Source organism: Falsihalocynthiibacter sp. CO-5D18, assembly GCF_041205445.1.
In the GTDB taxonomy this organism is placed as follows: Bacteria; Pseudomonadota; Alphaproteobacteria; order Rhodobacterales; family Rhodobacteraceae; genus Falsihalocynthiibacter; species Falsihalocynthiibacter arcticus.
Window position 1 is genome coordinate 77,596 of record NZ_JBGFCF010000007.1, and the last position, 25,887, is coordinate 103,482.

The 25,887-nt window shown below is 54.8% G+C and carries 23 protein-coding genes; 20 read left to right on the top strand and 3 right to left on the bottom strand.

The window, feature by feature from the left end:
* Positions 1-2,402 precede the first annotated feature (2,402 nt).
* Positions 2,403-4,028, top strand: a complete 1,626-nt coding sequence (locus AB9F27_RS11000) for an AMP-binding protein (protein WP_335586417.1) — start codon at positions 2,403-2,405, stop codon at positions 4,026-4,028.
* Here AB9F27_RS11000 and AB9F27_RS11005 read toward each other — a convergent pair.
* The 3 genes from AB9F27_RS11005 to glmU are packed head-to-tail and all read right to left on the bottom strand — an operon-like array spanning position 4,025 to position 7,934.
* Positions 4,025-4,771, bottom strand: coding sequence for a DNA alkylation repair protein (locus tag AB9F27_RS11005; RefSeq protein WP_335586416.1), 747 nt, complete (start codon positions 4,769-4,771; stop codon positions 4,025-4,027). The genes AB9F27_RS11000 and AB9F27_RS11005 overlap by 4 nt on opposite strands.
* Positions 4,768-6,582 (bottom strand): glutamine--fructose-6-phosphate transaminase (isomerizing), encoded by a 1,815-nt coding sequence (glmS, locus tag AB9F27_RS11010; protein ID WP_335586415.1) that lies wholly within the window; start codon positions 6,580-6,582, stop codon positions 4,768-4,770. Before glmS ends, AB9F27_RS11005 begins: the two co-directional genes overlap by 4 nt.
* Complete coding sequence (gene glmU / locus AB9F27_RS11015) at positions 6,582-7,934, bottom strand: bifunctional UDP-N-acetylglucosamine diphosphorylase/glucosamine-1-phosphate N-acetyltransferase GlmU (RefSeq protein ID WP_335586414.1); 1,353 nt, start codon at positions 7,932-7,934, stop codon at positions 6,582-6,584. Before glmU ends, glmS begins: the two co-directional genes overlap by 1 nt.
* A 120-nt stretch (positions 7,935-8,054) precedes the next feature.
* Here glmU and AB9F27_RS11020 point away from each other — a divergent pair, with 120 nt between their 5' ends.
* The 19 genes from AB9F27_RS11020 (at position 8,055) to nuoF (ending at position 25,886) form a co-directional block, all read left to right on the top strand.
* Positions 8,055-8,735: an HAD-IA family hydrolase gene (locus AB9F27_RS11020; RefSeq protein WP_335586413.1), complete on the top strand. Its 681-nt coding sequence runs from the start codon at positions 8,055-8,057 to the stop codon at positions 8,733-8,735.
* Between the two features lie 68 nt (positions 8,736-8,803).
* Positions 8,804-9,967, top strand: a complete 1,164-nt coding sequence (locus AB9F27_RS11025; protein WP_335586412.1) for an isovaleryl-CoA dehydrogenase — start codon at positions 8,804-8,806, stop codon at positions 9,965-9,967.
* Positions 9,968-9,999: 32 nt separating this feature from the next.
* Positions 10,000-10,503: a lysozyme inhibitor LprI family protein gene (locus AB9F27_RS11030; RefSeq protein ID WP_335586411.1), complete on the top strand. Its 504-nt coding sequence runs from the start codon at positions 10,000-10,002 to the stop codon at positions 10,501-10,503.
* A gap of 30 nt (positions 10,504-10,533) precedes the next feature.
* Entirely contained in the window at positions 10,534-12,138 is a 1,605-nt protein-coding gene (locus tag AB9F27_RS11035; protein WP_335586410.1) for a carboxyl transferase domain-containing protein, read from the top strand.
* A 122-nt stretch (positions 12,139-12,260) separates the two neighbouring features.
* Positions 12,261-13,241, top strand: coding sequence for a nitronate monooxygenase (locus tag AB9F27_RS11040; RefSeq protein WP_335586409.1), 981 nt, complete (start codon positions 12,261-12,263; stop codon positions 13,239-13,241).
* On the top strand, positions 13,242-15,191 hold the full coding sequence (locus AB9F27_RS11045; protein WP_369757719.1) for a biotin carboxylase N-terminal domain-containing protein: 1,950 nt from the start codon (positions 13,242-13,244) through the stop codon (positions 15,189-15,191).
* Positions 15,188-15,847: a glutathione S-transferase family protein gene (locus tag AB9F27_RS11050; protein WP_335586294.1), complete on the top strand. Its 660-nt coding sequence runs from the start codon at positions 15,188-15,190 to the stop codon at positions 15,845-15,847. The genes AB9F27_RS11045 and AB9F27_RS11050 overlap by 4 nt, the downstream gene beginning before the upstream one ends.
* Positions 15,844-16,707, top strand: a complete 864-nt coding sequence (locus AB9F27_RS11055; protein WP_335586295.1) for a hydroxymethylglutaryl-CoA lyase — start codon at positions 15,844-15,846, stop codon at positions 16,705-16,707. Before AB9F27_RS11050 ends, AB9F27_RS11055 begins: the two co-directional genes overlap by 4 nt.
* Complete coding sequence (locus tag AB9F27_RS11060; RefSeq protein ID WP_335586296.1) at positions 16,700-17,482, top strand: crotonase/enoyl-CoA hydratase family protein; 783 nt, start codon at positions 16,700-16,702, stop codon at positions 17,480-17,482. The genes AB9F27_RS11055 and AB9F27_RS11060 overlap by 8 nt, the downstream gene beginning before the upstream one ends.
* 72 nt (positions 17,483-17,554) lie before the next feature.
* Positions 17,555-18,586, top strand: a complete 1,032-nt coding sequence (locus tag AB9F27_RS11065; protein ID WP_335586297.1) for a DUF2806 domain-containing protein — start codon at positions 17,555-17,557, stop codon at positions 18,584-18,586.
* Positions 18,587-18,780: 194 nt separating this feature from the next.
* Positions 18,781-19,146, top strand: coding sequence for an NADH-quinone oxidoreductase subunit A (locus AB9F27_RS11070; protein WP_039000547.1), 366 nt, complete (start codon positions 18,781-18,783; stop codon positions 19,144-19,146).
* Positions 19,137-19,670, top strand: a complete 534-nt coding sequence (locus AB9F27_RS11075) for an NADH-quinone oxidoreductase subunit B family protein (RefSeq protein WP_335586298.1) — start codon at positions 19,137-19,139, stop codon at positions 19,668-19,670. Before AB9F27_RS11070 ends, AB9F27_RS11075 begins: the two co-directional genes overlap by 10 nt.
* A gap of 5 nt (positions 19,671-19,675) precedes the next feature.
* Positions 19,676-20,287: an NADH-quinone oxidoreductase subunit C gene (locus tag AB9F27_RS11080; RefSeq protein WP_039000545.1), complete on the top strand. Its 612-nt coding sequence runs from the start codon at positions 19,676-19,678 to the stop codon at positions 20,285-20,287.
* 2 nt (positions 20,288-20,289) lie between these two features.
* Entirely contained in the window at positions 20,290-21,189 is a 900-nt protein-coding gene (locus AB9F27_RS11085; protein WP_335586299.1) for a sulfotransferase, read from the top strand.
* A gap of 3 nt (positions 21,190-21,192) precedes the next feature.
* Positions 21,193-22,401: an NADH-quinone oxidoreductase subunit D gene (locus tag AB9F27_RS11090; RefSeq protein ID WP_039000543.1), complete on the top strand. Its 1,209-nt coding sequence runs from the start codon at positions 21,193-21,195 to the stop codon at positions 22,399-22,401.
* Positions 22,401-23,456 carry an NADH-quinone oxidoreductase subunit NuoE gene (nuoE, locus tag AB9F27_RS11095; RefSeq protein ID WP_335586300.1) on the top strand — a complete coding sequence of 352 codons (1,056 nt, stop codon included), beginning with the start codon at positions 22,401-22,403 and terminating at the stop codon, positions 23,454-23,456. Before AB9F27_RS11090 ends, nuoE begins: the two co-directional genes overlap by 1 nt.
* A gap of 147 nt (positions 23,457-23,603) precedes the next feature.
* Entirely contained in the window at positions 23,604-24,323 is a 720-nt protein-coding gene (locus tag AB9F27_RS11100) for a hypothetical protein (RefSeq protein ID WP_369757720.1), read from the top strand.
* A 3-nt stretch (positions 24,324-24,326) separates the two neighbouring features.
* Complete coding sequence (locus AB9F27_RS11105; RefSeq protein WP_039000540.1) at positions 24,327-24,551, top strand: DUF5337 domain-containing protein; 225 nt, start codon at positions 24,327-24,329, stop codon at positions 24,549-24,551.
* A gap of 39 nt (positions 24,552-24,590) precedes the next feature.
* A complete protein-coding gene (nuoF, locus tag AB9F27_RS11110; protein ID WP_335586301.1) occupies positions 24,591-25,886 on the top strand; it encodes an NADH-quinone oxidoreductase subunit NuoF in 1,296 nt (431 codons plus the stop codon).
* Position 25,887 lies beyond the last annotated feature (1 nt).

The window sequence follows — 25,887 nt, forward strand, 5'->3', positions numbered from 1 at the left end:
ACTAGCTGTAAATGTGAAAAAGATCGTATAAAGTGCTCGATGGGGTGCGCAATGGCAAACCTGCATAGCAAATCAAATCGATCGCGTTTGGCGCGAAGAGCTACGCCGCATTAACCAACTGTTGCCAAAGGGGGGGCTGTTGGCTGGCGATGGTGCGGGTTCGAATTGCTGGGGTCTTCCTCGTAAAATACGCGATTCTGCGACGGGAAAAGTCTCCACGCAAGGCATTGGCACGGCAGATGATTTGCCAAACGTCGGAACCATGACGTGGGTTGGCGCTCCTTCTAAAGCTCAATCGGTAGCAGCTTCTTTGTAAGGAATTATAACCTACTTGACGGTTGGCAATGCTTGTCAGGGTTGGGTTGAAATGAAGATTGAGCGTCCCGAAATCTTGACGCCTAAGAAAATCTCGCAATTCAGAAGTGATGCCACTGTGATCTCTGGGGCTTTGGGGTCGATACATGTCTTGCTGATATAACACAGGGGCTAGTTGAAGAATGGTTCACCCTCACGTTTATACGAACAGATTTCCCTCTGGGTATTCTTCCATTTATCTGACACCAAAAACCGTCAAGAATTATTGAACTCAAGGCAACACAGTTTGCTTCAATTGATTGTCCGAATTCCGTACCGCCGATAGAGGACAGTCGAATGTTCACATCATTTAGCCTACCGTTTTCTCTTGCTTTGTAAGCGTCACTCGCTTGACCTTCGTTATAATTGTCTGGGGCGTTTTGCCGAAAAGATTTATTTTTTGCAGCTATTTTTTTCCAATAAGGCGGTGGTGATCTGAGAACAATTTGAGTTACGCCTTTGAGCGACTCTAAGTTCCTGTGGTGCTCTAAAAACGCGTTGAAATGCTGTTTTTTGAATCGAAAAAGAGGGAGATGTCACAAAGAAACGGCTTCGCATCGAGAAATGGATAGAATTCGAACATTGCACCATCTTCTTCAATTCTCTCAACCAAGCCCGAACCAAAAGAGGCCTGTTAGGGCCTCCAAGGTGGGCTGCACCAAAAATTGGCACTACTCGGATTCCCCTGAATCAACGTGCAAGGAGTCTTTCGCGGCCGTGTTGGGAATAGGGGGAGAGAGTTTTCGGTGGGTTGATGAATACCCGCCACCTGTGAGCACGAAAAAGAGACCCGTCGTGGCTAAAAGTACAAAGCAGGCTGCAAGAAAATCTGGGTGCCGAGGCATTCGTCAACTATCCCATTAAAAACGACGGACTAGAACTACATACCCTGCCAATGTGCACTCATTGAAGAAATAGGAATTCTGGCAAAACATAGGGGTATTTTCAGAAAAGAATAAAACTGCCCCGATCCGGAAACTGGCCCACCTTGCGGCGAATACCTGCAATCTGCTCCTAATGTCGAAATCTACGCCCCGCCGTTTTAGTCAAAATCCATGGATTTGGATTAGTGCCGCAAGCAGGTGTTTTATCATGTCAAAACTTTCGAGTAGCATTATGAAATTATGCCTAAGGAAAAGCAGAAGACGATATGGGAACGTTAAAAACGGCCCTGAAAGCTGTAGGTCAGCGCATTGGATAAGGTTCGGAAACCAACCTGAGAAACTTAGGTGATTGGGCATCTGAAATCGTCGCCGCGTTGGTGGATGATTTAGGCGTCGTATTCACGGCTTCGCCCTTTGGCTAGCCTTACTTTTTTGGTTTGTTTCTGCGATGCTAATTGCGACTTTGGCGCTAATACTCGAGGGGGAGGACGGGTCTAGTGATCCTGTATGGTTGATTATCCCTACGATTGTCGACTGCGGTTTCTGTTCTTTCGGTATCCGCAGATCGTTGAACTATTATCTGAATATTAGTTCAATTAATCTGAAGCTTTTCCTTGATCGAACCTCCATGAATGCGGATCATAGCTGTTCCCCGATGCCAGAACACCAAGTGCTAAAGCCGCAGTACTTTCCATCGGCGTTACGCGCCAAATTCAGCTAGTGCCCGTGACCGAAAACAGCGGAAGAGAGTGATCGTTCAGCAGTTTTACTCCGCACTGTGCGGACCATTTATCCCACGCGCTGGCGATGCTGATTTCAGTCTTTGCCTTGTTGCCAATGTTGCCCTTGAGTGGGGGGAATATCTCAACGGCGAAGTCAACGGCATTACAAAAAAACGCTCAGGGGCACCTGGGGCAGCGACAAGAGCGCCGCGCATTCAATTTCTGTTAATCGCATATTCAATTTCTCCTATTTGAGGGATGCGAATCATAATATGGCATAGGTGACTGACAGGACGGGCAGCCTCACCGTTACCTATTTTTGGATAAGTTCCTTTTATTTGAGACACCCCAGAAATTGTTGTGACAAAATATGGACAAAGGCAGGTAGAGTTATTTTATTACAATTACTTAGTTTGAATAAGCTCTGCCTTGGGAGGGGTGCATGTCTCGACGATTGATTGAAGTGACCTGCAATGCGGTGCCAAGTTGGAACGAACTGCGCGAAGCGTTCCGTTGGGATATCCCGCAGGACCTCAATATTGCAGAGGCCTGTTGTGACAGTTGGGCGCGCTCGCACCCTGACAAAGTGGCAGTCATTCATGTTGCCGAGGATGGCAGCGAAGAGCGCTGGACTTATGACGGTTTGATGCGCGCCTCCAACCGTTTGGCAGGGGCGTTTGCGGTGCAGGGTGTTACGCGGGGGGATCGGGTTGCGGTTCTTTTGCCCCAAGGCCCCGCCGTTTTACTCGCCCATTTTGCAGCTTACAAATTGGGAGCGGTTGTCCTGCCACTTTTTACGTTGTTTGGCGAAGATGCCCTGACATACCGGTTGCAGGATAGCGGTGCGAGGGTGGTGGTCACCGACGGGGAGAATATTGAGAAGATTGCGAAAATAAAGGACGGTTTGCCGGACTTGAAAACGGTTTACTCAACCGAAGCGGCAATTGGGGATGTGCGGTCCCTTTGGGAGGAAATCAACGCAAATGACGACGCGTTCGACTGCGAGATGACCCATCCAGAAACACCCGCAGTCTTGATCTATACCTCGGGAACAACCGGCGATCCCAAAGGGGTTTTGCACGGACACGGGTTCCTTTACGGACATCTCCCATCGATTGAATTACACCACCAAGGCTTCCCGATCGAAGGCGATTGTGGCTGGACACCCGCCGATTGGGCATGGATCGGCGGGTTGATGGATATGGCGATGCCGTGCCTGTTTTACGGTGTGCCGCTGATCAGTCGGCGCATGCGCAAATTTGACCCCGTTGAGGCCTACGCGCTGATCGCCCGCTACCAAATTCGCAATCTCTTTATGCCGCCCACAGCGCTTAAATTGATGCGCGGAACCCCAGTTCCAGAAGGGGTGAATATTCGCACCATTAGCTCAGGCGGGGAAAGTTTAGGGGCGGATTTGCTGATGTGGGCAGAGAAAACACTGGGGGCTCCCGTAAACGAACTGTACGGGCAAACGGAATGTAATTTGGTGGTCTGTTCGGCCAAGTCGTTCGACACACATCGCCCCGGATCGATGGGGCGCGCCGTGCCGGGGCATATCGTTGCGGTGATAGACGCTGACGGGAATATTGTCCCTGCGGGGGAAATTGGCGAAATCGCGATCCACGCGCCCGATCCCGCGATGTTTTTGCGCTATTGGAATAAACCCGAGGAAACGGCAGCGAAATTCACGGGTGATTGGCTGCGAACGGGCGATCTGGGGTCCTGCGACACGGAGGGATTTTTCCGTTTTTCATCGCGTGACGACGATGTGATCACATCCGCAGGCTATCGTATCGGACCCAGTGAAATCGAGAATTGTTTGACGTCGCATCCATTTGTGGCCATGGCCGCCGTGATCGGTGTACCCGACGCGCTGCGCACGGAAGTCGTGACGGCTTATGTCGTCTTGAGGGAAGGGGCAATTTGGGACGGGCTTGAGGAGGAGTTGATCGCCCTTGTGAAAGCACGCATTAGCCCGCACGTCGCGCCAAAATCCGTGACCGCCATCGACTCCATGCCGATGACAGCCACAGGTAAAATCATGCGCCGCGCCCTGCGAAACCGCTAGTTTTCGGAAAACCCCTCTGAAAACGTTGGGGCTTCGACTTCTGGGGCCGGGTGTGGAACCGTGTAATCCTTCATGTGCCGCGTGGCTTCTTTTTGGGCAAAGGGTTTGAGGCGTGGACCAAATTCGTTCAAAAATGCCTGTGCGCGCGGCACGTCGTGTTTGGAAAGATCGCGAATCCACCACGAAATCGCCTTTTGGATGAACCATTCCTTGTCGTCGACCATCCGCGCGGCCCATGCCAAAACGCGTTCGCGTGTGGCGATGTCGTCGGGTTTCGGGAAGTTTTGTTTGGTCCAAGGTAGTGTGATCACAAGCGCAGCACGTCGGGTCCACATATGATCTGAGTCGATCCATGTCTCGACCTCATCAAGGCGCGAAGGGTCGGCGACCACCCGTTTTTGGCCCGCTATACAGGCATGATCCGCAATGGCCCATGCGTCAAAATCTGGCACCCAACTCGTGATGAGATCCCATGCTTCCTCGTCGGGGCGCAAACGCGCTTGGGTCAGGAGTTTTGCCGCCGCGATCCGCGCCTCGTGGCAATCTGTGGCCCATAATGCGCGTGCCAATTCAACGCGTTGCGGCACGTCAAGTTCGGCGCGCCATGTTGCGACACATGCGTCAACCTCTGGGTTTGATACCCCAAGATACTTGCGGTTTGCCTTGTGATAGGCGCGCAACTGGAGGGCCTGTATTTCACTTCCTGTCGCCGCAAGCGCGGCCATCGCCGTTTCAATATTCATTCTACAGTCACCGATTTTGCAAGGTTGCGGGGTTGGTCGACGTCAGTGCCTTTGGCAATCGCGGTGTAATAGGCCAAAAGCTGTGCGGGAAGTGCGTACAGGATGGGCGCAAAAACGGGGTCGACTTCGGGCATGGTAAGTGTCTCCCAAACCCCTTGTCCCGCCTGGGCAATCCCCTTGGCATCCGAAATCAGCAGGACTTTGCCGCCGCGCGCCATTACTTCCTGCATATTGGAAACGGTTTTATCAAAAAGGGCGTCCCGTGGGGCCATCACCACCACCGGAACCCTGTTGTCGATCAGGGCAATGGGGCCGTGTTTTAGCTCTCCACTGGCATAGCCTTCAGCGTGGATATAGCTCAATTCTTTGAGCTTGAGCGCCCCTTCAAGAGCAAGCGGGAACATCGCGCCACGCCCAAGGAACAGCACGTCTTCTGCTTTTGCAATCTTGCGCGCGATCTTCTTGACGTCGCTGCTGATCGCCAAGGAATGGCTGATGAGGCTTGGGATTTTCTTGAGGTTTTCAAGATGTTTAGCCGCCGTTTCTGTGCCGATTTCGCCGCGTTGATGGGCGGCTTTGAGGGTCAGTAAACTAAGGAGGGAGAGTTGGCAGGTAAACGCTTTAGTCGATGCAACCGACACTTCAACGCCCGCCAGAATGGGCAGCGCGAGGTCGCTGTCACGGGCCATCGAACTCTCGGTGACGTTCACAACCGAGAGGATCATGTCGGCTTTGCCTTTGGCGTAATGAAGTGCCGCCAAAGTGTCGGCCGTCTCACCTGATTGACTCACGAAAATGGCCAATGTACGGGCGGGGATGGGGGGCTCGCGGTAGCGGAATTCGCTGGCGACATCCACTTCGACAGGGATACGGGCGATTTGTTCAAACCAGTATTTCGCCGTTAGGCACGCGAGGTACGCCGTACCGCAGGCGACCATGGTGATGCGGTCAAACTTGGTGAAATCAAGCGCCTCGGGCAGGGTGATTTCGCCATTTTGCACATAGAGGGTCATGGCTTCTGCTAGAACGATGGGCTGTTCGGCGATTTCTTTGGCCATGAAGTGTTTGTGGCCGGCTTTTTCGATGCGTGTCGCGTCGAGGTGAACGGTCTTGATCGGGCGGCTAACGGGAGCGCCATCGGCCCCAAATATTTTGGCACCAGCGCGCGTGACGATCGCGTGGTCGCCGTCTTCAAGGTAGGTGATCTGGTCTGTCATTGGGGCAAGCGCGATTGCGTCCGAGCCGATGAACATTTCACCGTCACCATGACCAATCGCCAATGGCGAGCCTTTGCGTGCAGCGATCAACAGGTCGCCTTGGCCCTCAAAGAGGAAGCAAAGACCAAAGGCCCCTTCGAGGCGGCCAATTGTGGATTTGGCCGCGGTGATCGCGTCCATGCCACCGTCCATATAAGACTGAGTAAGCAGGGCGATTGTTTCGGTGTCTGTCTCGCTGTCAAAGCGATAGCCTGCGTCGGATAACTCGCGGCGAAGCTCTTGAAAGTTCTCGACAATTCCGTTGTGAACAACGCAAACGGGGCCAGCTTTATGCGGGTGGGCATTGCCTACCGTTGGCGCACCGTGGGTGGCCCATCGGGTGTGGCCAATACCTGCTTTTCCTGCCAGTGGTTCATGCACAAGTAAATCCGAGAGATTGACCAATTTACCAACCGCACGGCGTCGATCCAACACGCCATTTTCAACGGTTGCGATCCCCGCGCTATCATAGCCGCGATATTCAAGCCGTTTGAGGGCTTCGACCAAAAGGGGGGCGACTTCGTGATGCCCGAGAACACCAATAATTCCACACATTAGCTTTTACCTGCCGATTTTTTCGCTTTGATGGCTTGCAGCCGCGCGAAGAGTTTCTCTGCAAGACCGAGTTTATTAACTTGTTTCGCGCGTCCGATTGCGAGGGCTTCGGCGGGAACATCTGTCGTTATCACCGACCCACTGGCGGTCATTGCCCGATTGCCAACACTCACGGGGGCCACGAGCATGGTTGACGAGCCGATGAAAACATCGTTGCCGATTTCAGTCCGATGTTTCATGACGCCGTCGTAATTGCAAGTGACGGTGCCCGCGCCAAGGTTGCTGCGCAAGCCCACGGACGCATCGCCGACATAGGACAGGTGATTGACTTTGGCCCCTTCGGCGATGGTTGCGTTTTTGATTTCGACGAAATTTCCAATGCGCACATCTTCGGATATTTCCGCTCCGGGGCGCAGACGCGCATAGGGACCGATAATCGCACCACGGCTCACGTGACACCCTTCAAGATGACTAAAAGCGCGGATTAGCGCGCCGGATTCAATCGTCACTTCGGGGCCGAAAACCACATTCTGCTCAATGACCGCGTCGCGGCCAATGAAGGTATCGCTGGCGAAAAAGACGGTTTCAGGGGCGAGCAGGGTGACGCCGTTTTCCAACGCTTCTGCGCGTTTCATCGATTGGAAAATGCCTTCCGCGCGGGCCAGTTCGGAGCGTGTATTGATGCCAAGGGTTTCGGATTCATCGCAGGTAACGAAGCCAGCGGAGAGGCCGCGTTCACATGCAATGGCCACCACATCAGGGAGGTAAAATTCGCCTGCCGCATTGTCATTTTTAACGGCGTCCAGAAGATCGAAAAGTACTTTAGAGTCGGCGGCAATGACGCCGCTATTACAGAGTGTTACCGCCCGTTCTTCAGGTGTTGCGTCCTTGAATTCGACGATGCGCTCTAAAGTAGAACCTTCCGTGATCAAGCGCCCATAGCGGCCAGCATCCGCAGCTTCAAACCCAAGCACGACAACCGCATGATCCTTGCGGGCCTCCGCGAGTTTTTCCAGTGTTTCTGGCGAAATAAACGGGGTGTCGCCATAGAGGACGAGGGCGTCGCCGTCAAAGTCCGCCAACGCGTCACGCGCTTGTAATACGGCGTGGCCGGTCCCTAGTTGCTCCTCCTGCAAAACAACATCTACAACGCCAAGCGATAATGCTTCTGCGCGCACCAATTCTGCCTCATGGCCCGCAACAACAACACAGCGTTGGGGCATCAAGGCGTCTGCTGAGCCCATCGCATGCGCGAGCAAGCTTGTTCCCGCAATCTTATGGAGAACTTTAGGCAAGTCCGAATTCATGCGGCTGCCTTGTCCGGCGGCCAGAATAATGAGGGCTGTTGGCATTTTGGTTCTTTTCTGTTGTGCTTTGTGCAAGTCTTGGCCTGTTCATAACTCTATGGTCGAGTAGGGCAAGGGAATTGGTTTCAATATATCTTGCAGCTTATTACAAGGATGGGCGACAAATTGCCAAATGATTATAAAAAATGCGTGGTTTTCGATCTTGATGGGACGTTGGCGGACACCAGTGCCGATCTGATTGCGGCGGCAAATTCCTGCTTTCGTGGCCTAGGGTTTGGCGATGTTTTGGACCCCGTTGCGGATTCCCTCACAGCGTTTCACGGTGGGCGCGCGATGTTGCGCCTTGGTTTTGAGCGCTTGCAACATGAGGGGTTCGATGCGGCGATTGACGTGCAATATCCAGTTCTTCTGGAAGCTTACAGGCAAGATATTGATACGCATACCACCCTTTATGAGGGCGCAATGGAAGCCGTAGAACTTTTGAAATCAGGCGGGTATGCAGTGTCGATTTGCACAAATAAGCCCGAAGGTTTGGCGCAATCCCTGCTGGAACGCATGGGCATTCGCGGCGCGTTTGATGCCCTTATCGGAGCGGACACATTGCCAACGCGTAAGCCAGATGTCGCCCCGTATCACGCCGCCGTTGTGCGGGCGGGCGGGGCGGTTGAGCGTTCCATCTTGATCGGCGACACCATCACAGATCGTGATACCGCGCGCGCCGCGGGGGTTCCGATTGTGCTTGTTGGCTTTGGCCCATCGGGGGATGCGGTGTCGTCGTTGGAGCCAGATGCGATTTTGGAGCATTACGTCGATTTGCCCAGTTTGGTTAATCGTTTGATTGCTTAGCGCGCGCTTGACGCGACTCGTATTCTTTGATTAACTGAACAAGTGTTCAATAAATTTCGGAGAGAGCTATGTTCACCGCGACAATGCAGTTTGATTTAGGCGAAGATGTAAATGCGTTGCGCGACATGGTGCACCGTTGGGCGCAGGATCGGGTCAAGCCATTGGCCGCGCAGGTCGACGCGAAGAATGAATTCCCCGCCGAATTGTGGACGGAAATGGGCGAGCTTGGATTGCTGGGCATTACTGTTCCAGAGGAGTTTGGCGGCGCGGATATGGGGTATTTGGCCCATGTCATCGCGATTGAGGAAATCGCCCGCGCCAGCGCCAGCGTCAGCCTGTCTTATGGGGCGCATTCCAACCTGTGTGTGAACCAAATCAATTTGAACGGTACGCCGGAACAGCGGGCAAAATACCTCCCTAAATTGATCTCGGGCGAACATGTCGGCGCCTTGGCGATGTCGGAAGCGGGGGCGGGCTCTGATGTTGTGTCGATGTCGCTGCGGGCCGAGAAAAAGAACGGCTATTATTCATTGAATGGCACGAAGTTCTGGATCACGAATGGCCCAGATGCGGACACGCTTGTGGTTTATGCCAAGACCGATCCTGAGGCTGGAAGTCGCGGTGTGACGGCCTTTATTATTGAGAAAACCATGGTCGGTTTCTCTACCTCCGAGCATTTCGATAAGCTGGGCATGCGGGGCAGTAATACAGCGGAATTGATTTTCGAAAACGTCGAAGTTCCGTTCGAAAACGTTCTTGGCGAAGAGGGGCGCGGAGTACGCGTTTTGATGAGTGGGCTGGACTATGAACGTGTAGTGCTTTCGGGGATCAACACGGGCATCATGGCCGCCTGTCTGGATGAGGTCATGCCCTATATTTCTCAGCGCAAACAATTCGGTAAACCCGTCGGTGATTTCCAGCTTATGCAGGGGAAAATCGCTGATATGTATACCAAAATGAACTCGTCGCGTGCCTATGTTTACGAAGTCGCGAAGGCCTGTGATCGCGGGCAAGTTACCCGTCAGGACGCGGCCGGATGTGTGCTGTATTCTTCGGAGGAAGCGATGGTCGTGGCCCACCAAGCCGTGCAGGCGATGGGCGGGACTGGCTTTATGAATGAAAGCACTGTGAGCCGACTTTTCCGCGATGCAAAATTGATGGAAATCGGTGCAGGCACCAGCGAAATCCGTCGTATGTTAATAGGTCGTGAAATGATGGCGTCTATGACGTAGGTTCATGTTTCAAATTTCCTGAAAGGCATTTTATGAACCGCTTATTTTCCGTTATTGCATCTCTTGCGACACTCTTCATTGCTGGGGGCGCACAGGCGCAAGACATTGAATTCAGTCCCGATTTGTCGCTCAGCTGCTATTATGAAAGCGATGATATGGGCCAGCCCCACGGCTGTATTGGCCTCTCGGCAAACCAATGTATGGAAGTCTCGTCTGGTGGGTATTCCACTCGCGGAATGGACGCGTGTTTCGGGGCTGAAATCGAACTATGGGACGGATTGTTGAACCTTTCTTACCAATCATTGCGGGAAAGTGATCAACAGGCCGATGGGGCTTCTGGCGGCGCGCGGGCCACTGCTTTGCGCGACATGCAGCGCGCTTGGATCGTTTTTCGCGACAATACATGCAAGTATGAATACGCTCAATGGGCAGGGGGCAGCGGCGCAGGCCCTGCATATGCGTCCTGTGTGATGAATATGACTGGCCAGCAAGCCATGGCGCTAGATGTCATGCTTTCGAAAAATTTGGCGCAATAACAGGTCTTTAACGGCCAAAACGAGGATCCGATGAAGTTAAACAGTTTAGTTCTTCCTAACTCCGAGGCTTCCTTGGCCAACCGTGCGGCCCATCTTGAGGCGCTGGAGGTTATTCGTTCGGCAGCATCGCTTGCGACGGAAGGCGGTGGAGAGAAATCCCGCGTCCGCCATCTCTCGCGTGGTAAAATGCTACCTCGTGAGCGGGTGGCCAATCTCCTTGATCCTGGGAGTCCGTTTCTTGAGGTCGGCGCGACGGCGGCCCATGGGTTATACGATGGCGCGGCGCCCTGTGCTGGGGTGATTGCGGGGGTCGGGCAGGTGATGGGGCAAGACGTGATGGTTGTGTGCAATGACGCCACGGTTAAGGGCGGCACCTATTATCCGATGACGGTGAAGAAGCATTTGCGGGCGCAAGAGATCGCGGCGGAGTGTCGTTTGCCCTGTGTTTACTTGGTGGATTCAGGGGGGGCGAACCTTCCCAACCAAGATGAAGTGTTTCCTGATCGCGATCACTTTGGTCGGATTTTCTATAATCAGGCGCGGATGAGTGCGGCGGGTATTCCGCAAATCGCGGTTGTTATGGGGTCTTGTACGGCGGGCGGGGCCTATGTTCCTGCGATGGCGGATGTTAGTATTATCGTTAAGGATCAAGGGACTATCTTTCTTGCGGGGCCGCCGCTGGTGAAGGCGGCGACGGGGGAGATTGTGTCGGCGGAAGATTTGGGCGGCGGGGATGTGCACACGCGCCTTTCGGGGGTGGCCGACTATTTGGCCGAGGATGACGCCCATGCGCTTGCGCTGGCGCGGCAAGCGGTTGGCAATTTGAATATGCGGTTGCCCGACACTGTGAAATGGCAAACGCCGGAAGAGCCTGCCTATGATCCGGAGGAATTGCTCTCGGTTGTGCCCGCTGACTTGCGCACGCCCTATGACATTCGCGAAGTGATTGCGCGGGTTGTCGATGGCAGTCGGTTTGATGAATTCAAGGCGCGCTTTGGCGAGACATTGGTGACGGGGTTTGCCCATCTCAAGGGTTGTCCGGTCGGGATCATTGCCAACAATGGGGTACTGTTTTCGGAGGCCGCGCAAAAGGGTGCGCATTTTGTTGAACTCTGTTCGAAACGCAATATCCCCTTGATTTTCCTACAAAATATCACCGGATTTATGGTGGGACAAAAGTACGAAAACGAAGGGATTGCGCGTCATGGGGCGAAACTTGTGACGGCTGTGGCGACCACGAATGTGCCCAAGGTAACGATGGTTGTGGGCGGCAGTTTTGGCGCGGGAAATTACGGTATGTCGGGGCGGGCCTATCAGCCGCGCTTTATGTGGAGTTGGCCCAATAGCCGAATTTCCGTGATGGGCGGGCCACAAGCTGCGGGTGTTTTGGCGACGGTCAAACGCGATGCGATTGAGCGGGCGGGCGGGGAATGGAGTGCGCAGGAAGAGGCGGATTTCAAACAGCCGACGATTGATATGTTTGAGGCGCAAAGTCATCCGCTGTATGCCTCTGCGCGGCTTTGGGATGACGGAATTATCGACCCGCGCAAAACCCGCGACGTGTTGTTTTTGAGTTTGAAGGCGGCGTTGAACGCGCCGATTGAAGAGACCCGTTTTGGCATTTTCCGCATGTAATTTTAAACTTTTTAAACTCTGACACAGTCGGTTTTTAAAAAGTTTAAAGTTTTATTTTAGGGGGACTGGAGGGGCGACCACAAGATATTGTGGGGTGCGTTGAAGAGAAGGGACGACATCAGATGGCACGGATTACAACACGATTGACCGAAAAATTCGAGTTGGACACGCCCATTATATCGGCGCCCATGGCTTTTGCTGCGGGGGGCGAATTGGCGCGGGCGGTGAGTCTGGGTGGTGGGCTTGGATTGATCGGCGGAGCTTATGGCGATCCGGATTGGGTGGACGCGGAGTTTGCCAAGGCGGGCGATGCCAAGGTTGGAGTTGGGTTCATCACATGGAAGCTTGCCGCGCATTCGCAGGTTTTGGAGCAAGCGTTGGAGCGCTCCCCAGCGGCGGTGTTTTTATCCTTTGGCGACATCGCGCCGTATGTGGATCGCGTGCATCGTGCGGGCGTTGCGTTAATTGCGCAGGTGACAACATTGGCCGATGCACAGGCGGCCTGTGGCGCGGGCGCGGATGTGATCGTGGCGCAGGGGTCCGAGGCGGGAGGCCACGGCGAGGCCCGCGCGACGATGACGCTTGTGCCCGAGGTTGCCGATTGGGTGGCGCGCAATATGCCCCATGTTTTTGTCGTTGCGGCGGGGGGCATTGCTGACGGGCGTGGCCTTGCTGCGGCGTTGATGTTGGGGGCGCAGGGCGCGGTGATTGGCTCGCGGTTTTGGGCCAGCGACGAGGCCATGGTGCATCCAAAGATGCATGCGGCGGCGATGGCGGCGACGGGCGATGATACGATCCGTTCCTCGGTGATGGATGTGGCGCGGCATTTGAAATGGCCGCCCAGATTTACCGCGCGGGTGCTCAAGAATGCGTTTACCCGCCAGTGGCACGACGATTTGGACGGGTTGCTTGCGGTGGCGCAGGTTGAGGCCGAAAAATGGCGGCGTGCATGGGAGGCGGGGGACGTGGAGGGGGCGAACACTTTTGTGGGGCAAGCGGTTGGTTTGCTTCACGATATTCGCCCTGCGGCCCAGATAATTGAAAATATAACAGATGAAGCGGCCACCCTTTTGGGGCATGGGCCTGCATTTTTGGAGGCCTGAATGTTTGGCAAGATTTTGATTGCGAACCGTGGGGAAATCGCCTGTCGGGTCATGGAAACGGCCCGCGATATGGGTGTTCGGACGGTTGCGGTTTATTCCGATGCTGATGCGGGCGCGCGGCATGTGGCCTTGGCGGATCAGGCGGTTCACATTGGAGGGTCCGCCCCAGCGCAGAGTTATTTGCGCGGCGATGTGATCATTCAGGCGGCGCTGGAGACGGGGGCCGAGGCGATCCATCCGGGGTACGGGTTTTTGTCGGAAAATCCAGAGTTTGTGGAGGCTGTGGAGGCGGCGGGGCTTGTGTTTATCGGGCCGTCGGCCGCGGCGATCCGCGCGATGGGTCTGAAGGATGCGGCGAAGGTTTTGATGATTGAGGCGGGGGTGCCGGTGGTGCCTGGGTATCACGGTAAAAATCAGGACGCAGCGTTTTTGGCCAAGGAGGCCGCCGCCATCGGCTGGCCCGTTCTGATCAAGGCGGTCGCAGGCGGCGGGGGCAAAGGCATGCGTCTGGTTGAAGCGTCCGAGGGTTTTTCCGACGCATTGGAGAGCGCGCGCAGCGAGGCTTTGGCGGCGTTTGGCAATGCGGATGTGTTGATCGAGAAATACGTGACGGCGCCGCGCCATATCGAGGTGCAGGTGTTTGGCGACGGGGTGGAGGCGGTGCATCTGTTTGAGCGCGATTGCTCGTTGCAGCGGCGGCATCAGAAGGTGATTGAGGAAGCGCCTGCGCCCGGAATGACGGCGGATGTGCGTGCGGCGATGGGGGCGGCGGCGGTCAAGGCGGCCAAGGCGATTGGCTATGCGGGTGCGGGGACGATCGAGTTTATCGTAGACGGGTCAGGGGGCCTGCGCACGGACGGATTTTGGTTCATGGAGATGAACACGCGCCTTCAGGTGGAGCATCCTGTGACCGAGGCGATTACGGGGGTGGACTTGGTGGAATGGCAGCTGCGCGTTGCCGCGGGCGAAGGGCTTCCGGCCGTGCAAGAGCAACTGACGATCCAAGGGCATTCGTTCGAAGCGCGGCTTTATGCAGAGGATGTACCCGCTGGATTTTTGCCTGCAACGGGGCGACTTGCGCACCTGAGTTTCCCAGAATTTGCGCGGGCGGATACGGGGGTGCGCGGGGGCGACGAGATTTCGCCGTGGTATGATCCGATGATTGCCAAGCTGACCACGCATGGCGCGACCCGCGAGATTGCCTTGGCAAAGTTGGAGCGGGCGTTGTCGGCAACGCAAGTGGCGGGGTTGGTCACGAATTTGGCGTTCCTTAAGGCACTCACGCGGCATGCGGGTTTCAAGCGCGGTGAGGTCGATACGGGCTTGATCGGGCGGGATTTAGCGGCGTTGACGGTTGAGCCGATTGCCTGTTCGCGCACGCGTTCGCTGGCGGCGCTTGGGTTCGCGGGGCTTGCTGAGGACACATCCACCGAGATGGGATTTGCGCTTTGGGAGCGCGTTCCGCAGGAGGTTGCGTTTACCTACCGTGATGAGATTGTGGCGGTGCGGGTGACGTCCTTGGGTGCAGGACGGTTTGATGTCTCAATTGCCGATACAACCCATAATGTTGAGCAAAAGGGCGATCAGTGGTGGATAGATGGTCAGAAAACCGGAGCGCAGATCATGCGGTTTGGGGATGCGTTGAGTGTGTTTTTTGGCAATACCTATGTGTTTGAAGCGATTGATCCTTTGGCGCGCGGGGGTCAGGAGGGGCCTGCGGGGGATATTGTTTTTGCACCAATGCCCGGATTGGTGAAAGCTGTCTTTGTTGAGGCGGGAGCGAAGGTCGTGCAGGGCGAGCGGTTGGCGATTTTGGAAGCGATGAAAATGGAGCACTCCTTATTGGCGACGCGGGACGGTGAAATTGCTGAGGTTTTTGTGGCTTCGGGGGATCAAGTTGTTGCGGGTGCGCCGTTGATTGCACTTGTGGAAGAGGCGGGTGAGGCATGATCCGCCTTCATCACGCGCACCAGACGCGCTCGATGCGCAGCCTTTGGCTGTTGCACGAGTTGGGCGTTGAGTTTGAGGTTGTGGAGCATGCGTTTGGTAAAAACTTGCGTTCGGTTGAGTATTTGACGCTCAACCCGGCGGGGCGGGTACCAGCGCTTGAGATTGACGGGCGGGTCCTTTTTGAAACGGGGGCGATCACGGAATATTTGTGCGAAGTGTTTCCAGAGGCGGGGCTTGGACGTGCGGCGGGCAGCGGCGAGCGCGCCGATTGGTTGGTTTGGGTGCACTTTAGCGAAACCATAAGTCAGCATGCGGCGGCGCTTACGCAGCAGCATATTGCGTTGTTTGAGGATTGGATGCGCAGCCGGATTGTGATGAAGCTTGAAGCTGCACGTATTGGTAAATGTTATGAGGCTTTGAACGCGCGGTTGGAGGGACGGGAATACGTTCTGCACGGCGGGTTTTCTGCAGCGGATATTTCATTGGGGCAGGCGCTTTATATGGCGGTGCATTTCAAATCTTTGGAAGGATTTGAAAACGTTCAGGCCTGGTATGAACGGATCACGGCGCGGGCGGCGTTTCGGGCAAGTCTACCGCCAGAGGGCGCGACGCTTTTGTATCCAGAGGAATTTTATCCCGTACAGGAAGGAACATGATGGACCGCGCAGAGGTTTTTGAAGTTGGACCGCGAGATGGGTTGCAGAACGAGAAGACGCAGATTTCGACACGGGACAAGATCGCTTTGGTGGATTGCCTGAGTGGTGCGGGGTTTCGGCGCATTGAGGTTGCGAGTTTTGTTAGTCCGAAATGGGTGCCGCAGATGGCGGATTCAGCGGAGGTTTTGGCGGGGATTGCGCGCAAAGAGGGCGTTTCCTATGCGGCGTTGACGCCCAATATGCGCGGATTTGAGGGGGCTGTGGCGGCCAAGGCGGATGAGATTGCGATATTTGGCAGCGCGTCTGAGGGGTTTTCGCAGGCGAATATCAATTGTTCCATTGCGGAGAGTTTGGCGCGGTTTGCGGATGTTTCAGAGGCGGCACGCGGCGCGGGCATTCCGGTGCGGGGGTATGTGTCTTGTGTGGTGGAGTGCCCCTATGATGGCGCGACCGCGCCGGCGTCTGTGGCGCGGGTTGTGGCGCAATTGCTGGCGATGGGATGCTATGAGGTGTCGCTAGGCGATACCATCGGGCGGGGCGCGCCGGAAGCTGTGGATGCGATGTTATCGGCGGTGCTTGAGGTTGCAGATGCGCGGCATTTGGCGGGACATTTCCACGATACGTCTGGGCGGGCGTTGGAGAATGTGACCGTGGCGCTTGAGCGCGGATTGCGGGTCTTTGACGGCGCGGTTGGCGGGCTGGGCGGTTGTCCCTATGCGCCCGGAGCGGCGGGGAATGTGGCGAGCGAGGCATTGGCGCGGCATTTGGCGGCGTTGGGATATGAGACGGGTTTGAACATGGATGTTTTGACCGAGGCCGCCGCAATGGCGCATAGGATGCGAGGAGATAGCCATGTTTGAAACCATTACGATAGAGACGGATGGGCGGGGGGTGGCGACGCTGACGTTGAACCGACCTGATAAACACAACGCGCTTTCGGCGCAGATGATTGACGAGGTCACGCGGGCCGCAGGCATGCTCGGTGCGGATGACGCGGTGCGGGTTGTGGTGCTCACGGGGGCAGGGCGCAGTTTTTGTGCGGGGGGGGATTTGGGCTGGATGCAGCAACAGATCGCCGCTGACGCGCCGACCCGCCGACGTGAGGCCGCGAAGCTCGCCTATATGTTGCAAGCGCTCAATACGATGCCCAAACCGCTGATCGGGAAAATTCAGGGCGCGGCGTTGGGGGGCGGCATTGGGATGGTCTGTGTTTGCGATATTGCGATTGGGGTGGAGGGGGCGAAGTTTGGCCTGACGGAGACCAAGCTGGGTCTGATCCCCGCGACGATCGGGCCTTATGTGCTGGCGCGGATGGGCGAGGCGCGCGCGCGGCGGGTGTTTATGAATGCGCGGATTTTCCTAGGGGTCGAGGCGGTGACGCTGGGGATTTTGGCGCGGGCGGTGGCGGTGCAGGATTTGGACGCGGCGGTGGAGGCGGAAGTTGTGCCCTATTTGGCCTGTGGGCCGAAATCGGTGGCGGCGGCGAAGGCTTTGGCGCGACAGTTTGGGCCTGTGATTGATGCGGCGGCGATTGACGCGAGTATTGATGCGCTGATTGCCTGTTGGGACGGGGCGGAGAGTGCTGAGGGGATTGCGGCGTTTTTTGAGAAGCGGGCGGCGGCTTGGGTTGTTTGAGTGTTTCTTCTGGACCGCAATAGGTTGAATGAATACGTTCGAGCGAATTGTAGTTTGCTCTGAGGGTATTGCGTGCACGACGATAGCAAGAATGAAGAAATTTCGGTCTCGGTGAAAGCGTCAAAGGAGCTGACTGGATTTGGTTTAGAAGCTAAAGCAAAAAGCAGAGCCGTTAGTGCTTTTGACCGGTTAATTGGAGATGGGGCAAGCTATTTAGGCAATTATTTTAGACGAAGTGTGAGCGAAAACCAAAGCGACATCGAAGCAAAGGCTGCCCTCAAATCGGCCGCGGTGACGGCTCTTGCAGCCGAAGTATTGGGAAACCCTGAACTTGCTGCCGATATCCTTGGGATTGAGCTTTCCCAAGCGGCGAGACGGCACAGCAATAAAGAGAGTGTTGTTTTGGCGGCGATGGAGCAGTTGAAAATTGCACCTCCCTCGGACGCCCAGCAGAACGATGGACCAGAAGCCCTGTCGGAAGATTTCTTGAACCGATTTGAGCGTCATGCTGAGGATGCTTCGGCTGATAATATTCAGGAAAAATGGGCCAGTGTTTTAGCCTCGGAAGTGCGACAGCCTGGGACGTTTAACAATCGTGTCATGCGGATTTTGGACGAAGTTGATGTTGAAACTGCCATGGACTTTAACAAGCTGAGCGGTTTTCAAATTTCAGGGAGCGTTCCAAAATGCCTCCATAAAATAACTTTTTCTGAAGAGGCAAGATTTGAAGAATATGGCCTTTTGAAAGTTAGTGGTCTTGGTGTTGTAAATTCTGGGTTGGCACTTTTAATGGAGGACGGATCAGAATTTTTTTGTGTTAAGTTTGAGAATTTGGCTATTGTTGTTAAATCTCTTGATGTGGAAGCGACAATCAATAAGCGGAAGGGACAAGGCGTGATCTTTTGGAATGATCTAAGAAATGCGCCTGAAATTCCAGTTTATCTACCAACTACCGCTGGGGCATGTCTGTTTGGGATTGTTGAAGACAAGAGCGTCGAAAATGCAAAGCGCCTTTTGGAAGAGCTTCGAGAGCTTGGTCTAGAAGTCAGATTGTTAAAGGCGGAAAGTGGGCGCGACGGCGAATTTGTTGACACGATGTTTTAGCGCGGGCAATCCTGATGTTTTTTGTAAAGTAATTGCCTTCTTGGATGTCGGAAGGCGATTTCAAGTGTCTGTGACAATTAATCCGCAAAAACAGCGGTAAAGAACCCGTACGCTCGGTTGACCAAGCCATTAGGCAAGAGTAAACCACCATGAGCTAAAAGGCATAAATCAACACGCCTTCAAAGGAGCCAAACGTGGAAGAGCTACTTTCAGAATACCTCCCCATCCTTGTTTTCTTGGCGATTGCCGTTGCGTTGGGGATCGTTTTGATTCTCGCGGCGGTGATCCTTGCGGTAAGGAATCCCGACCCTGAAAAAGTGAGTGCGTATGAATGTGGCTTTAATGCCTTTGACGACGCGCGGATGAAATTTGATGTGCGGTTCTATCTTGTCGCCATTTTGTTCATCATTTTCGACCTTGAGATTGCGTTTCTGTTCCCTTGGGCGGTGGCGTTTAAGGATGTCGGGATGGTTGGGTTTTGGTCGATGATGGTGTTCCTTGGGGTTCTGACCATCGGCTTTGCCTATGAATGGAAGAAGGGGGCGCTGGAATGGGCCTAAGTACATCTGAAAACACGGCGGGCGTTGATAAAGACGTGGCGGCCGCAGCTCTGAATGCGGAACTTCAGGACAAGGGCTTTTTGCTCACCTCCTCCGAGGATATTATCAATTGGGCCCGCACAGGTTCGCTGCACTGGATGACCTTCGGGTTAGCCTGTTGTGCGGTTGAGATGATGCACACCGCGATGCCGCGCTATGACGTGGAACGCTATGGATTTGCGCCACGCGCCTCACCGCGCCAGTCGGACGTGATGATCGTTGCGGGGACGTTGACCAATAAAATGGCCCCTGCATTGCGCAAAGTTTACGACCAGATGCCCGAACCCCGCTATGTGATCTCGATGGGATCCTGTGCGAATGGCGGCGGCTATTACCACTATTCCTATTCGGTTGTGCGCGGATGTGACCGCATTGTCCCCGTTGATATCTATGTTCCGGGATGCCCACCGTCCGCCGAGGCGTTGCTCTATGGTATCCTGCAATTGCAACGCAAAATCCGCCGTACTGGCACGATCGTAAGGTAGGCCTGATGTCTGAAGCTCTGAATGAACTTGGTGCGCTCCTTGAGTTAAACCGTCCCGATTGCGTCATTTCCTATGCGGTTGAGCACGGCGAATTGACGGTAAATGTTGCCCCTGCGGCGCTTGTGGGTCTGGTGGAATACCTTAAATCAGATCGCAATTGCCGTTTTTCGACCTTGGTTGATATCACGGCCGTTGATTACCCAAGCCGCGAAAAGCGGTTTGATATGGTGTATCATTTCCTCTCGATGTACCAAAACCACCGCATCCGTTTGCGTGTGATGGTGCGCGAGGACGAGATGGTGCCGTCGATCGTTCCTGTCTATCCTGCGGCGAATTGGTTTGAGCGCGAAGTCTATGACATGTTCGGCATTCTGTTCGCGGGGCACCCCGATTTGCGCCGTATTTTGACGGACTACGGGTTTCGCGGCTTTCCGCTTCGCAAGGATTTCCCGACAACGGGCTATACTGAAGTGCGGTACGACGAAGTTGAAAAACGCGTTGTCTACGAGCCAGTAAGCCTCGTGCAGGAATACCGTCAATTTGATTTCATGTCACCGTGGGAGGGTGCCGAATACATCCTGCCGGGGGACGAAAAATCACCTGAGGCTAAAGGCTAATAATGGCGCAAGAGGCGACACTTTTGTACGGGGTAGGAGCGACCAAGTCTGGCACGACTTGGCTGCACGACTATCTTGTGTCGCATCCAGAAGCTGTCACGCCACCACGCAAAGAACTGCACTATTTCGACAGCCTGTCGGGGGAAGTTGCGTTTTCCCTCGAAGGGATGCAGGAAACCATCGGTTCTGAAATTAAAACGTTGCAAGATCGCCTGTCCAAAGCCCCCGCCGATAAGAAACGCCCCATTCTGCGCCGCATTGGCCGTTTGGAGGATTTGCGCGCGATATATGTTCAGGGCGGCCCCGAGGGGCTTGAGGTCTATCGCCGGTATTTCGCATCTGAAATCGCACGCACGGGGGCCAAGGTTGCCACCGATATCACGCCTTCCTATGGCATGTTGTCGGATACGTGGTTTGCGCGCCTTGTCACGGCGATGCCTGTCACGCGGTTTGTTTATGTCATGCGGGATCCCGTGGATCGTTTGTGGTCCAACATTCGGATGAATTCCAATAAAAAAGCCAAAGAGGGCGAGTCTGTTGCCGAGCTTTGCATGAATACGGTTGATCGCCTGCTTGTGAAGGGCCGTCATGGCACGCTTGAGCGGAGCAACTATGCCGCGACCCTTGATAAGCTTGAGCGGCATGTGCCCGAAAGCAATCGCTTGGTGATGTTTTTTGAGAATATGTTCTCGCAAAACATGATGGATGTCTTTTGTAAGTTTTTGGGTATCTCGGAACATCCTGCGAAGGTCGGTCGCCCGTCCTATGTTGGCATTGCTTTAAGACTTGATGACGCACGACGCCGAGGGCTCGCTGAGCTGCTCGCGCCACAATACGCTGCCGTAGAAGCGCGTTTCGGGGCTCTTCCCGACCGCTGGCAGCAGAATATGACGAAGGTGTAAGATATGGACGGAAATTTCGAAGACGCGCTTACGGGCGAACAGAAAATCCGCAACTTCAACATCAACTTTGGGCCCCAGCACCCTGCGGCTCACGGCGTGTTGCGTCTTGTTCTGGAGCTTGACGGCGAGATTGTTGAGCGCTGTGATCCCCATATTGGCTTGCTGCATCGTGGCACCGAAAAGCTGATGGAAAGCCGCACCTATCTGCAAAATCTGCCGTATTTCGACAGGTTGGATTATGTGGCGCCGATGAACCAAGAACACGCATGGTGTTTGGCGATCGAGAAGCTGACGGGCACGGTTGTGCCGCGTCGCGCCAGCCTGATCCGAGTGCTCTATTCCGAAATTGGCCGTATCCTTAGCCACCTGTTGAACACCACAACACAGGCGATGGACGTTGGCGCCCTTACGCCGCCACTTTGGGGTTTTGAAGAGCGCGAAAAGCTGATGGTTTTTTACGAACGGGCCTGTGGCGCACGCCTGCACGCGGCCTATTTCCGCCCCGGTGGCGTACACGTGGATTTGCCCCCTGACCTCATTGAAGACATCGACGCATGGACGCATACTTTCCCGCAAGTCCTCGCTGATATTGATGGATTGCTGACGGAAAACCGTGTGTTTAAACAGCGCAACGTTGATATCGGTGTCATCTCCCAACAGGATGCCCTTGATTGGGGTTTCTCTGGGGTGATGGTACGCGGGTCTGGCATGGCGTGGGATTTGCGCCGCAGCCAACCCTATGAGTGTTACGACGAGTTTGAGTTCGACATCCCTGTGGGCAAAAACGGCGATTGTTATGATCGCTACTTGTGCCGGATGCAGGAAATGCGTGAGAGCATCAAGATCATTCGCCAAGCTTGTGAAAAGCTGCGCAATGAGCCGGGTGATGTGCTGGCGCGCGGTAAAATTACGCCACCAAAACGCGGCGATATGAAGACCTCGATGGAGGCGCTCATTCACCACTTTAAACTTTATACCGAAGGCTTCCACGTACCGGCAGGCGAAATCTATGCCTGTGTTGAAGCGCCAAAAGGCGAATTCGGCGTGTTCCTTGTGGCCGATGGCAGCAACAAACCCTATCGCGCCAAAATCCGCGCACCGGGCTTTTTGCACCTGCAAGCTATGGACTATGTGGCCACGGGCCATCAACTGGCCGATGTGGCCGCAATTATCGGCACGATGGACGTCGTGTTCGGGGAGATCGACCGCTAATGCTTCGCCGTCTACATAAAATCCAACCCGAGAGCTTTGCCTTCACCCCTGAAAATCAGATTTGGGCCGAAGCACAGATGACCAAATTCCCCGAGGGCCGTCAGGCGTCGGCGATCATTCCAATCTTGTGGCGTGCCCAAGAGCAAGAAGGCTGGATCACCCGTCCGGCGATTGAATATGTCTCGGATATGCTTGGCCTTGCGTATATTCGCGGCCTCGAAGTGGCGTCGTTTTACTTTATGTTCCAGCTCCAGCCTGTTGGCTCTTTGGCGCATATCCAGATTTGTGGCACCACGTCTTGCATGATTTGCGGCGCCGAGGATTTGGTTGCTGTTTGCAAGGAACTTATCAGCGAGAAACCCCACGCGCTCTCAGAAGATGGCAAGTTTTCGTGGGAAGAAGTTGAATGCCTTGGAGCCTGCGCGAATGCGCCGATGGCCCAAATCGGCAAGGATTATTACGAGGACCTGACGGCGGATAAATTCCGCGCATTGATGGCGGATTTTGCCGCGGGTAAAATTCCTGTTCCGGGCCCCCAAAACGGTCGTTATGCGGCGGAGCCCTTGTCGGGCCTGACCTCGTTGACGGAATACGACAGCGGCAAAACACAGTATAACGCCAGCGCGCAGCTTGCGGTGGATCATGGCGATACCATTAAGCGGATCGACGGAACCGAAGTGCCGTTGCTCACACCTTGGTTGGGTAAATCCACGACGGCGAAGAAGCCTGCCGCCAAGAAAGCGGACGCTCCCAAGGCGGCACCGGCCCCTGAGAAAGCCAATGTCGAACCCGCCGTTGTCGCTGAGAAAAAACCGCGCACCATGACCGCGCCGCGCAAAGCGGGTGCGGATGATTTGAAGCTGCTCAGTGGTGTGGGACCGAAGCTGGAAACCACGCTTAATGAGCTTGGGTTTTTCCACTTTGACCAAATCGCAAAATGGGGCGCAGAAGAAGTGTCATGGGTCGATGCGCGTCTGAAGTTTAAAGGACGTATCGAACGGGATGGCTGGATAGAGCAGGCGAAAACTTTGGCTGCAGCCGCGGACAAGAAATAACACTTTCGAATACTTCCTGAGGTAAGAGACATTAAATGACAAAAACGACGGCATATTCAAACCTTTCCAACATGGCCCTTCGGGGCGGTGCGCGGGTAGGGTATGGTTGTTTGAAGTGTTCTGTAGTCAATTCTAGGGGAGAGTTTTATGTCTGATCGAAACAAAGAGAGCCTGTTTAGTTGTCCCAATCTCTGTTGGATGATTGCCGTGGTTCTCGGTTTTGCCGCCTTTATGGTTGCACTGTCGAAACTAGAGCAGGGCGCGTTTATCTCGATGCTGGTTGGGATCGTCGTGTTTTTTGTGGCGGGCTGGCTTTTGGGCAAGGTTTTGTGTTCGGCGTCTGAAGCACCGACTCAAACAGCGACAGCAAAACCTGTCGTGACACCGCAACCCGTTTCTGAGGCGCCAACGGCGTCGGAAGCGCCGGTTGTTGTGGAACTTGACGTGAAGCCATCGCCTTTGGTGCGTGAAGAAAAGCTTGCGACGAGTAAGGCCACGTTGAAAGGCGACGTTGAGAAGCCTACTCCAAAAGCACCTAAAGCCAAGGCTACTCCTGCGGCCCAAAAAACAGTCGTGCCTGAAAACGTGTCGGAGACAAAACCGCGCACGATGAAGGCGCCCCGCAAGGCAGGAGCAGATGACTTGAAACTGCTCAAAGGGGTTGGACCAAAGCTTGAGCAAACGCTGAACGAGCTTGGATTTTTTCATTACGATCAGGTCGCTAAGTGGAGTGATGCAGAAATTGAATGGGTCGATGCGCGGCTCCGGTTCAAAGGGCGCATTGAGCGCGACGGTTGGATCGAACAAGCAAAAATCCTCGCGGACCGCGGGGAAACAGAATTTTCCACACGCGGTAAAAAGGCGTAAGGAATGGTAAAAAAGGCCCCAAATTCAGAGGGTTCCTCTCAGGCAAAATCGCGTCTCTTGGCGCTGGTGATTGCGGGTTCGGGAATTTTCTGGGTTGTGGGGCAAGCGTTGGGAACAAAACTCGGCTGGACGCAAAGCACGCGTTTACTGATTGATCTCTTCGCGATGGCGGGCTTCTTTTGGGGGCTGGTTGTTGGACTACAAATTTGGCGCGCGCGCCAGGGTTAATAACGGCTGTGACTTTACAGCAATTGAAGGATGATGCGGATGCTCAAGGATCAAGATCGGATCTTTACCAACCTATACGGCATGCACGATCGCAGCCTTGCGGGCGCTCAGGCGCGCGGCCATTGGGATGGCACCGCGGGTATCATCAAAAAGGGCCGCGATTGGGTTGTGACTGAAGCCAAAGCATCTGGCCTTCGGGGGCGTGGGGGCGCGGGTTTTCCGACGGGTCTTAAGTGGTCGTTCATGCCTAAAGAGAGCGACGGTCGCCCGTCCTATCTGGTTATTAATGCCGATGAATCCGAGCCCGGAACCTGTAAGGACCGCGAGATCATGCGCCATGATCCGCACACATTGATCGAAGGAGCGCTGCTCGCCTCCTTCGCAATGGGTGCTCATGCGTGCTACATCTATATCCGCGGCGAATTTATCCGTGAGCGTGAAGCACTGCAAAGCGCGATTGATGAATGTTATGACGCGGGCTTGCTTGGCAAAAATGCGGCGAAATCCGGTTGGGATTTTGACCTGTATCTGCACCACGGGGCAGGGGCGTATATTTGCGGCGAAGAAACGGCCTTGCTTGAAAGCCTTGAAGGCAAAAAAGGCATGCCACGGATGAAGCCACCGTTCCCAGCGGGCGCGGGCCTTTATGGCTGCCCGACAACGGTGAACAACGTGGAATCGATTGCGGTCATCCCGACGATCCTGCGGCGCGGTGCCGATTGGTTTAGCTCGATGGGCCGTCCGAATAACGCGGGTACCAAACTGTTTGGTATTTCCGGACACGTGAATAACCCCTGTGTGGTCGAGGAAGAAATGTCGATCCCGTTGCGCGAATTGCTTGAAAAGCATTGCGGCGGTGTGCGCGGTGGTTGGGACAATCTTAAGGCGGTTATTCCAGGTGGATCTTCGGTACCACTGTTGCCAAAAGATGTTGCCGGTGAAGCCTTGATGGATTTTGACTGGCTGCGTGAGCAACGGTCTGGTTTGGGCACGGCGGCGGTCATCGTGATGGACCAAGATACCGACGTGATCAAAGCGATCTGGCGTTTGAGCAAATTCTACAAACACGAAAGTTGTGGCCAATGTACGCCTTGTCGTGAAGGCACGGGCTGGATGATGCGTGTGATGGATCGCTTGGTCAAAGGCACCGCTGAAATTGAAGAAATCGACATGTTGCTGGATGTGACGAAACAGGTTGAGGGTCACACGATTTGTGCGCTCGGCGATGCGGCCGCTTGGCCGATCCAAGGTCTTGTGCGCCACTTCCGCAACGAGATCGAAGATCGCATCAAACACCAAAAAACCGGCCGTGTTTCGGCAGTGGCGGCGGAGTAAG

Excerpts from the sequence above, each read along its gene's own strand:
- AB9F27_RS11000 (WP_335586417.1), top strand. The coding sequence starts at position 2,403 with ATGTCTCGACGATTGATTGAAGTGACCTGCAATGCGGTGCCAAGTTGG.
- AB9F27_RS11005 (WP_335586416.1), bottom strand. The coding sequence starts at position 4,771 with ATGAATATTGAAACGGCGATGGCCGCGCTTGCGGCGACAGGAAGTGAA.
- glmS (WP_335586415.1), bottom strand. The coding sequence starts at position 6,582 with ATGTGTGGAATTATTGGTGTTCTCGGGCATCACGAAGTCGCCCCCCTT.
- glmU (WP_335586414.1), bottom strand. The coding sequence starts at position 7,934 with ATGCCAACAGCCCTCATTATTCTGGCCGCCGGACAAGGCAGCCGCATG.
- AB9F27_RS11025 (WP_335586412.1), top strand. The coding sequence starts at position 8,804 with ATGTTCACCGCGACAATGCAGTTTGATTTAGGCGAAGATGTAAATGCG.
- AB9F27_RS11030 (WP_335586411.1), top strand. The coding sequence starts at position 10,000 with ATGAACCGCTTATTTTCCGTTATTGCATCTCTTGCGACACTCTTCATT.
- AB9F27_RS11035 (WP_335586410.1), top strand. The coding sequence starts at position 10,534 with ATGAAGTTAAACAGTTTAGTTCTTCCTAACTCCGAGGCTTCCTTGGCC.
- AB9F27_RS11040 (WP_335586409.1), top strand. The coding sequence starts at position 12,261 with ATGGCACGGATTACAACACGATTGACCGAAAAATTCGAGTTGGACACG.
- AB9F27_RS11045 (WP_369757719.1), top strand. The coding sequence starts at position 13,242 with ATGTTTGGCAAGATTTTGATTGCGAACCGTGGGGAAATCGCCTGTCGG.
- AB9F27_RS11050 (WP_335586294.1), top strand. The coding sequence starts at position 15,188 with ATGATCCGCCTTCATCACGCGCACCAGACGCGCTCGATGCGCAGCCTT.
- AB9F27_RS11055 (WP_335586295.1), top strand. The coding sequence starts at position 15,844 with ATGATGGACCGCGCAGAGGTTTTTGAAGTTGGACCGCGAGATGGGTTG.
- AB9F27_RS11060 (WP_335586296.1), top strand. The coding sequence starts at position 16,700 with ATGTTTGAAACCATTACGATAGAGACGGATGGGCGGGGGGTGGCGACG.
- AB9F27_RS11075 (WP_335586298.1), top strand. The coding sequence starts at position 19,137 with ATGGGCCTAAGTACATCTGAAAACACGGCGGGCGTTGATAAAGACGTG.
- AB9F27_RS11080 (WP_039000545.1), top strand. The coding sequence starts at position 19,676 with ATGTCTGAAGCTCTGAATGAACTTGGTGCGCTCCTTGAGTTAAACCGT.
- AB9F27_RS11085 (WP_335586299.1), top strand. The coding sequence starts at position 20,290 with ATGGCGCAAGAGGCGACACTTTTGTACGGGGTAGGAGCGACCAAGTCT.
- AB9F27_RS11090 (WP_039000543.1), top strand. The coding sequence starts at position 21,193 with ATGGACGGAAATTTCGAAGACGCGCTTACGGGCGAACAGAAAATCCGC.
- nuoE (WP_335586300.1), top strand. The coding sequence starts at position 22,401 with ATGCTTCGCCGTCTACATAAAATCCAACCCGAGAGCTTTGCCTTCACC.
- AB9F27_RS11100 (WP_369757720.1), top strand. The coding sequence starts at position 23,604 with ATGTCTGATCGAAACAAAGAGAGCCTGTTTAGTTGTCCCAATCTCTGT.
- AB9F27_RS11105 (WP_039000540.1), top strand. The coding sequence starts at position 24,327 with ATGGTAAAAAAGGCCCCAAATTCAGAGGGTTCCTCTCAGGCAAAATCG.
- nuoF (WP_335586301.1), top strand. The coding sequence starts at position 24,591 with ATGCTCAAGGATCAAGATCGGATCTTTACCAACCTATACGGCATGCAC.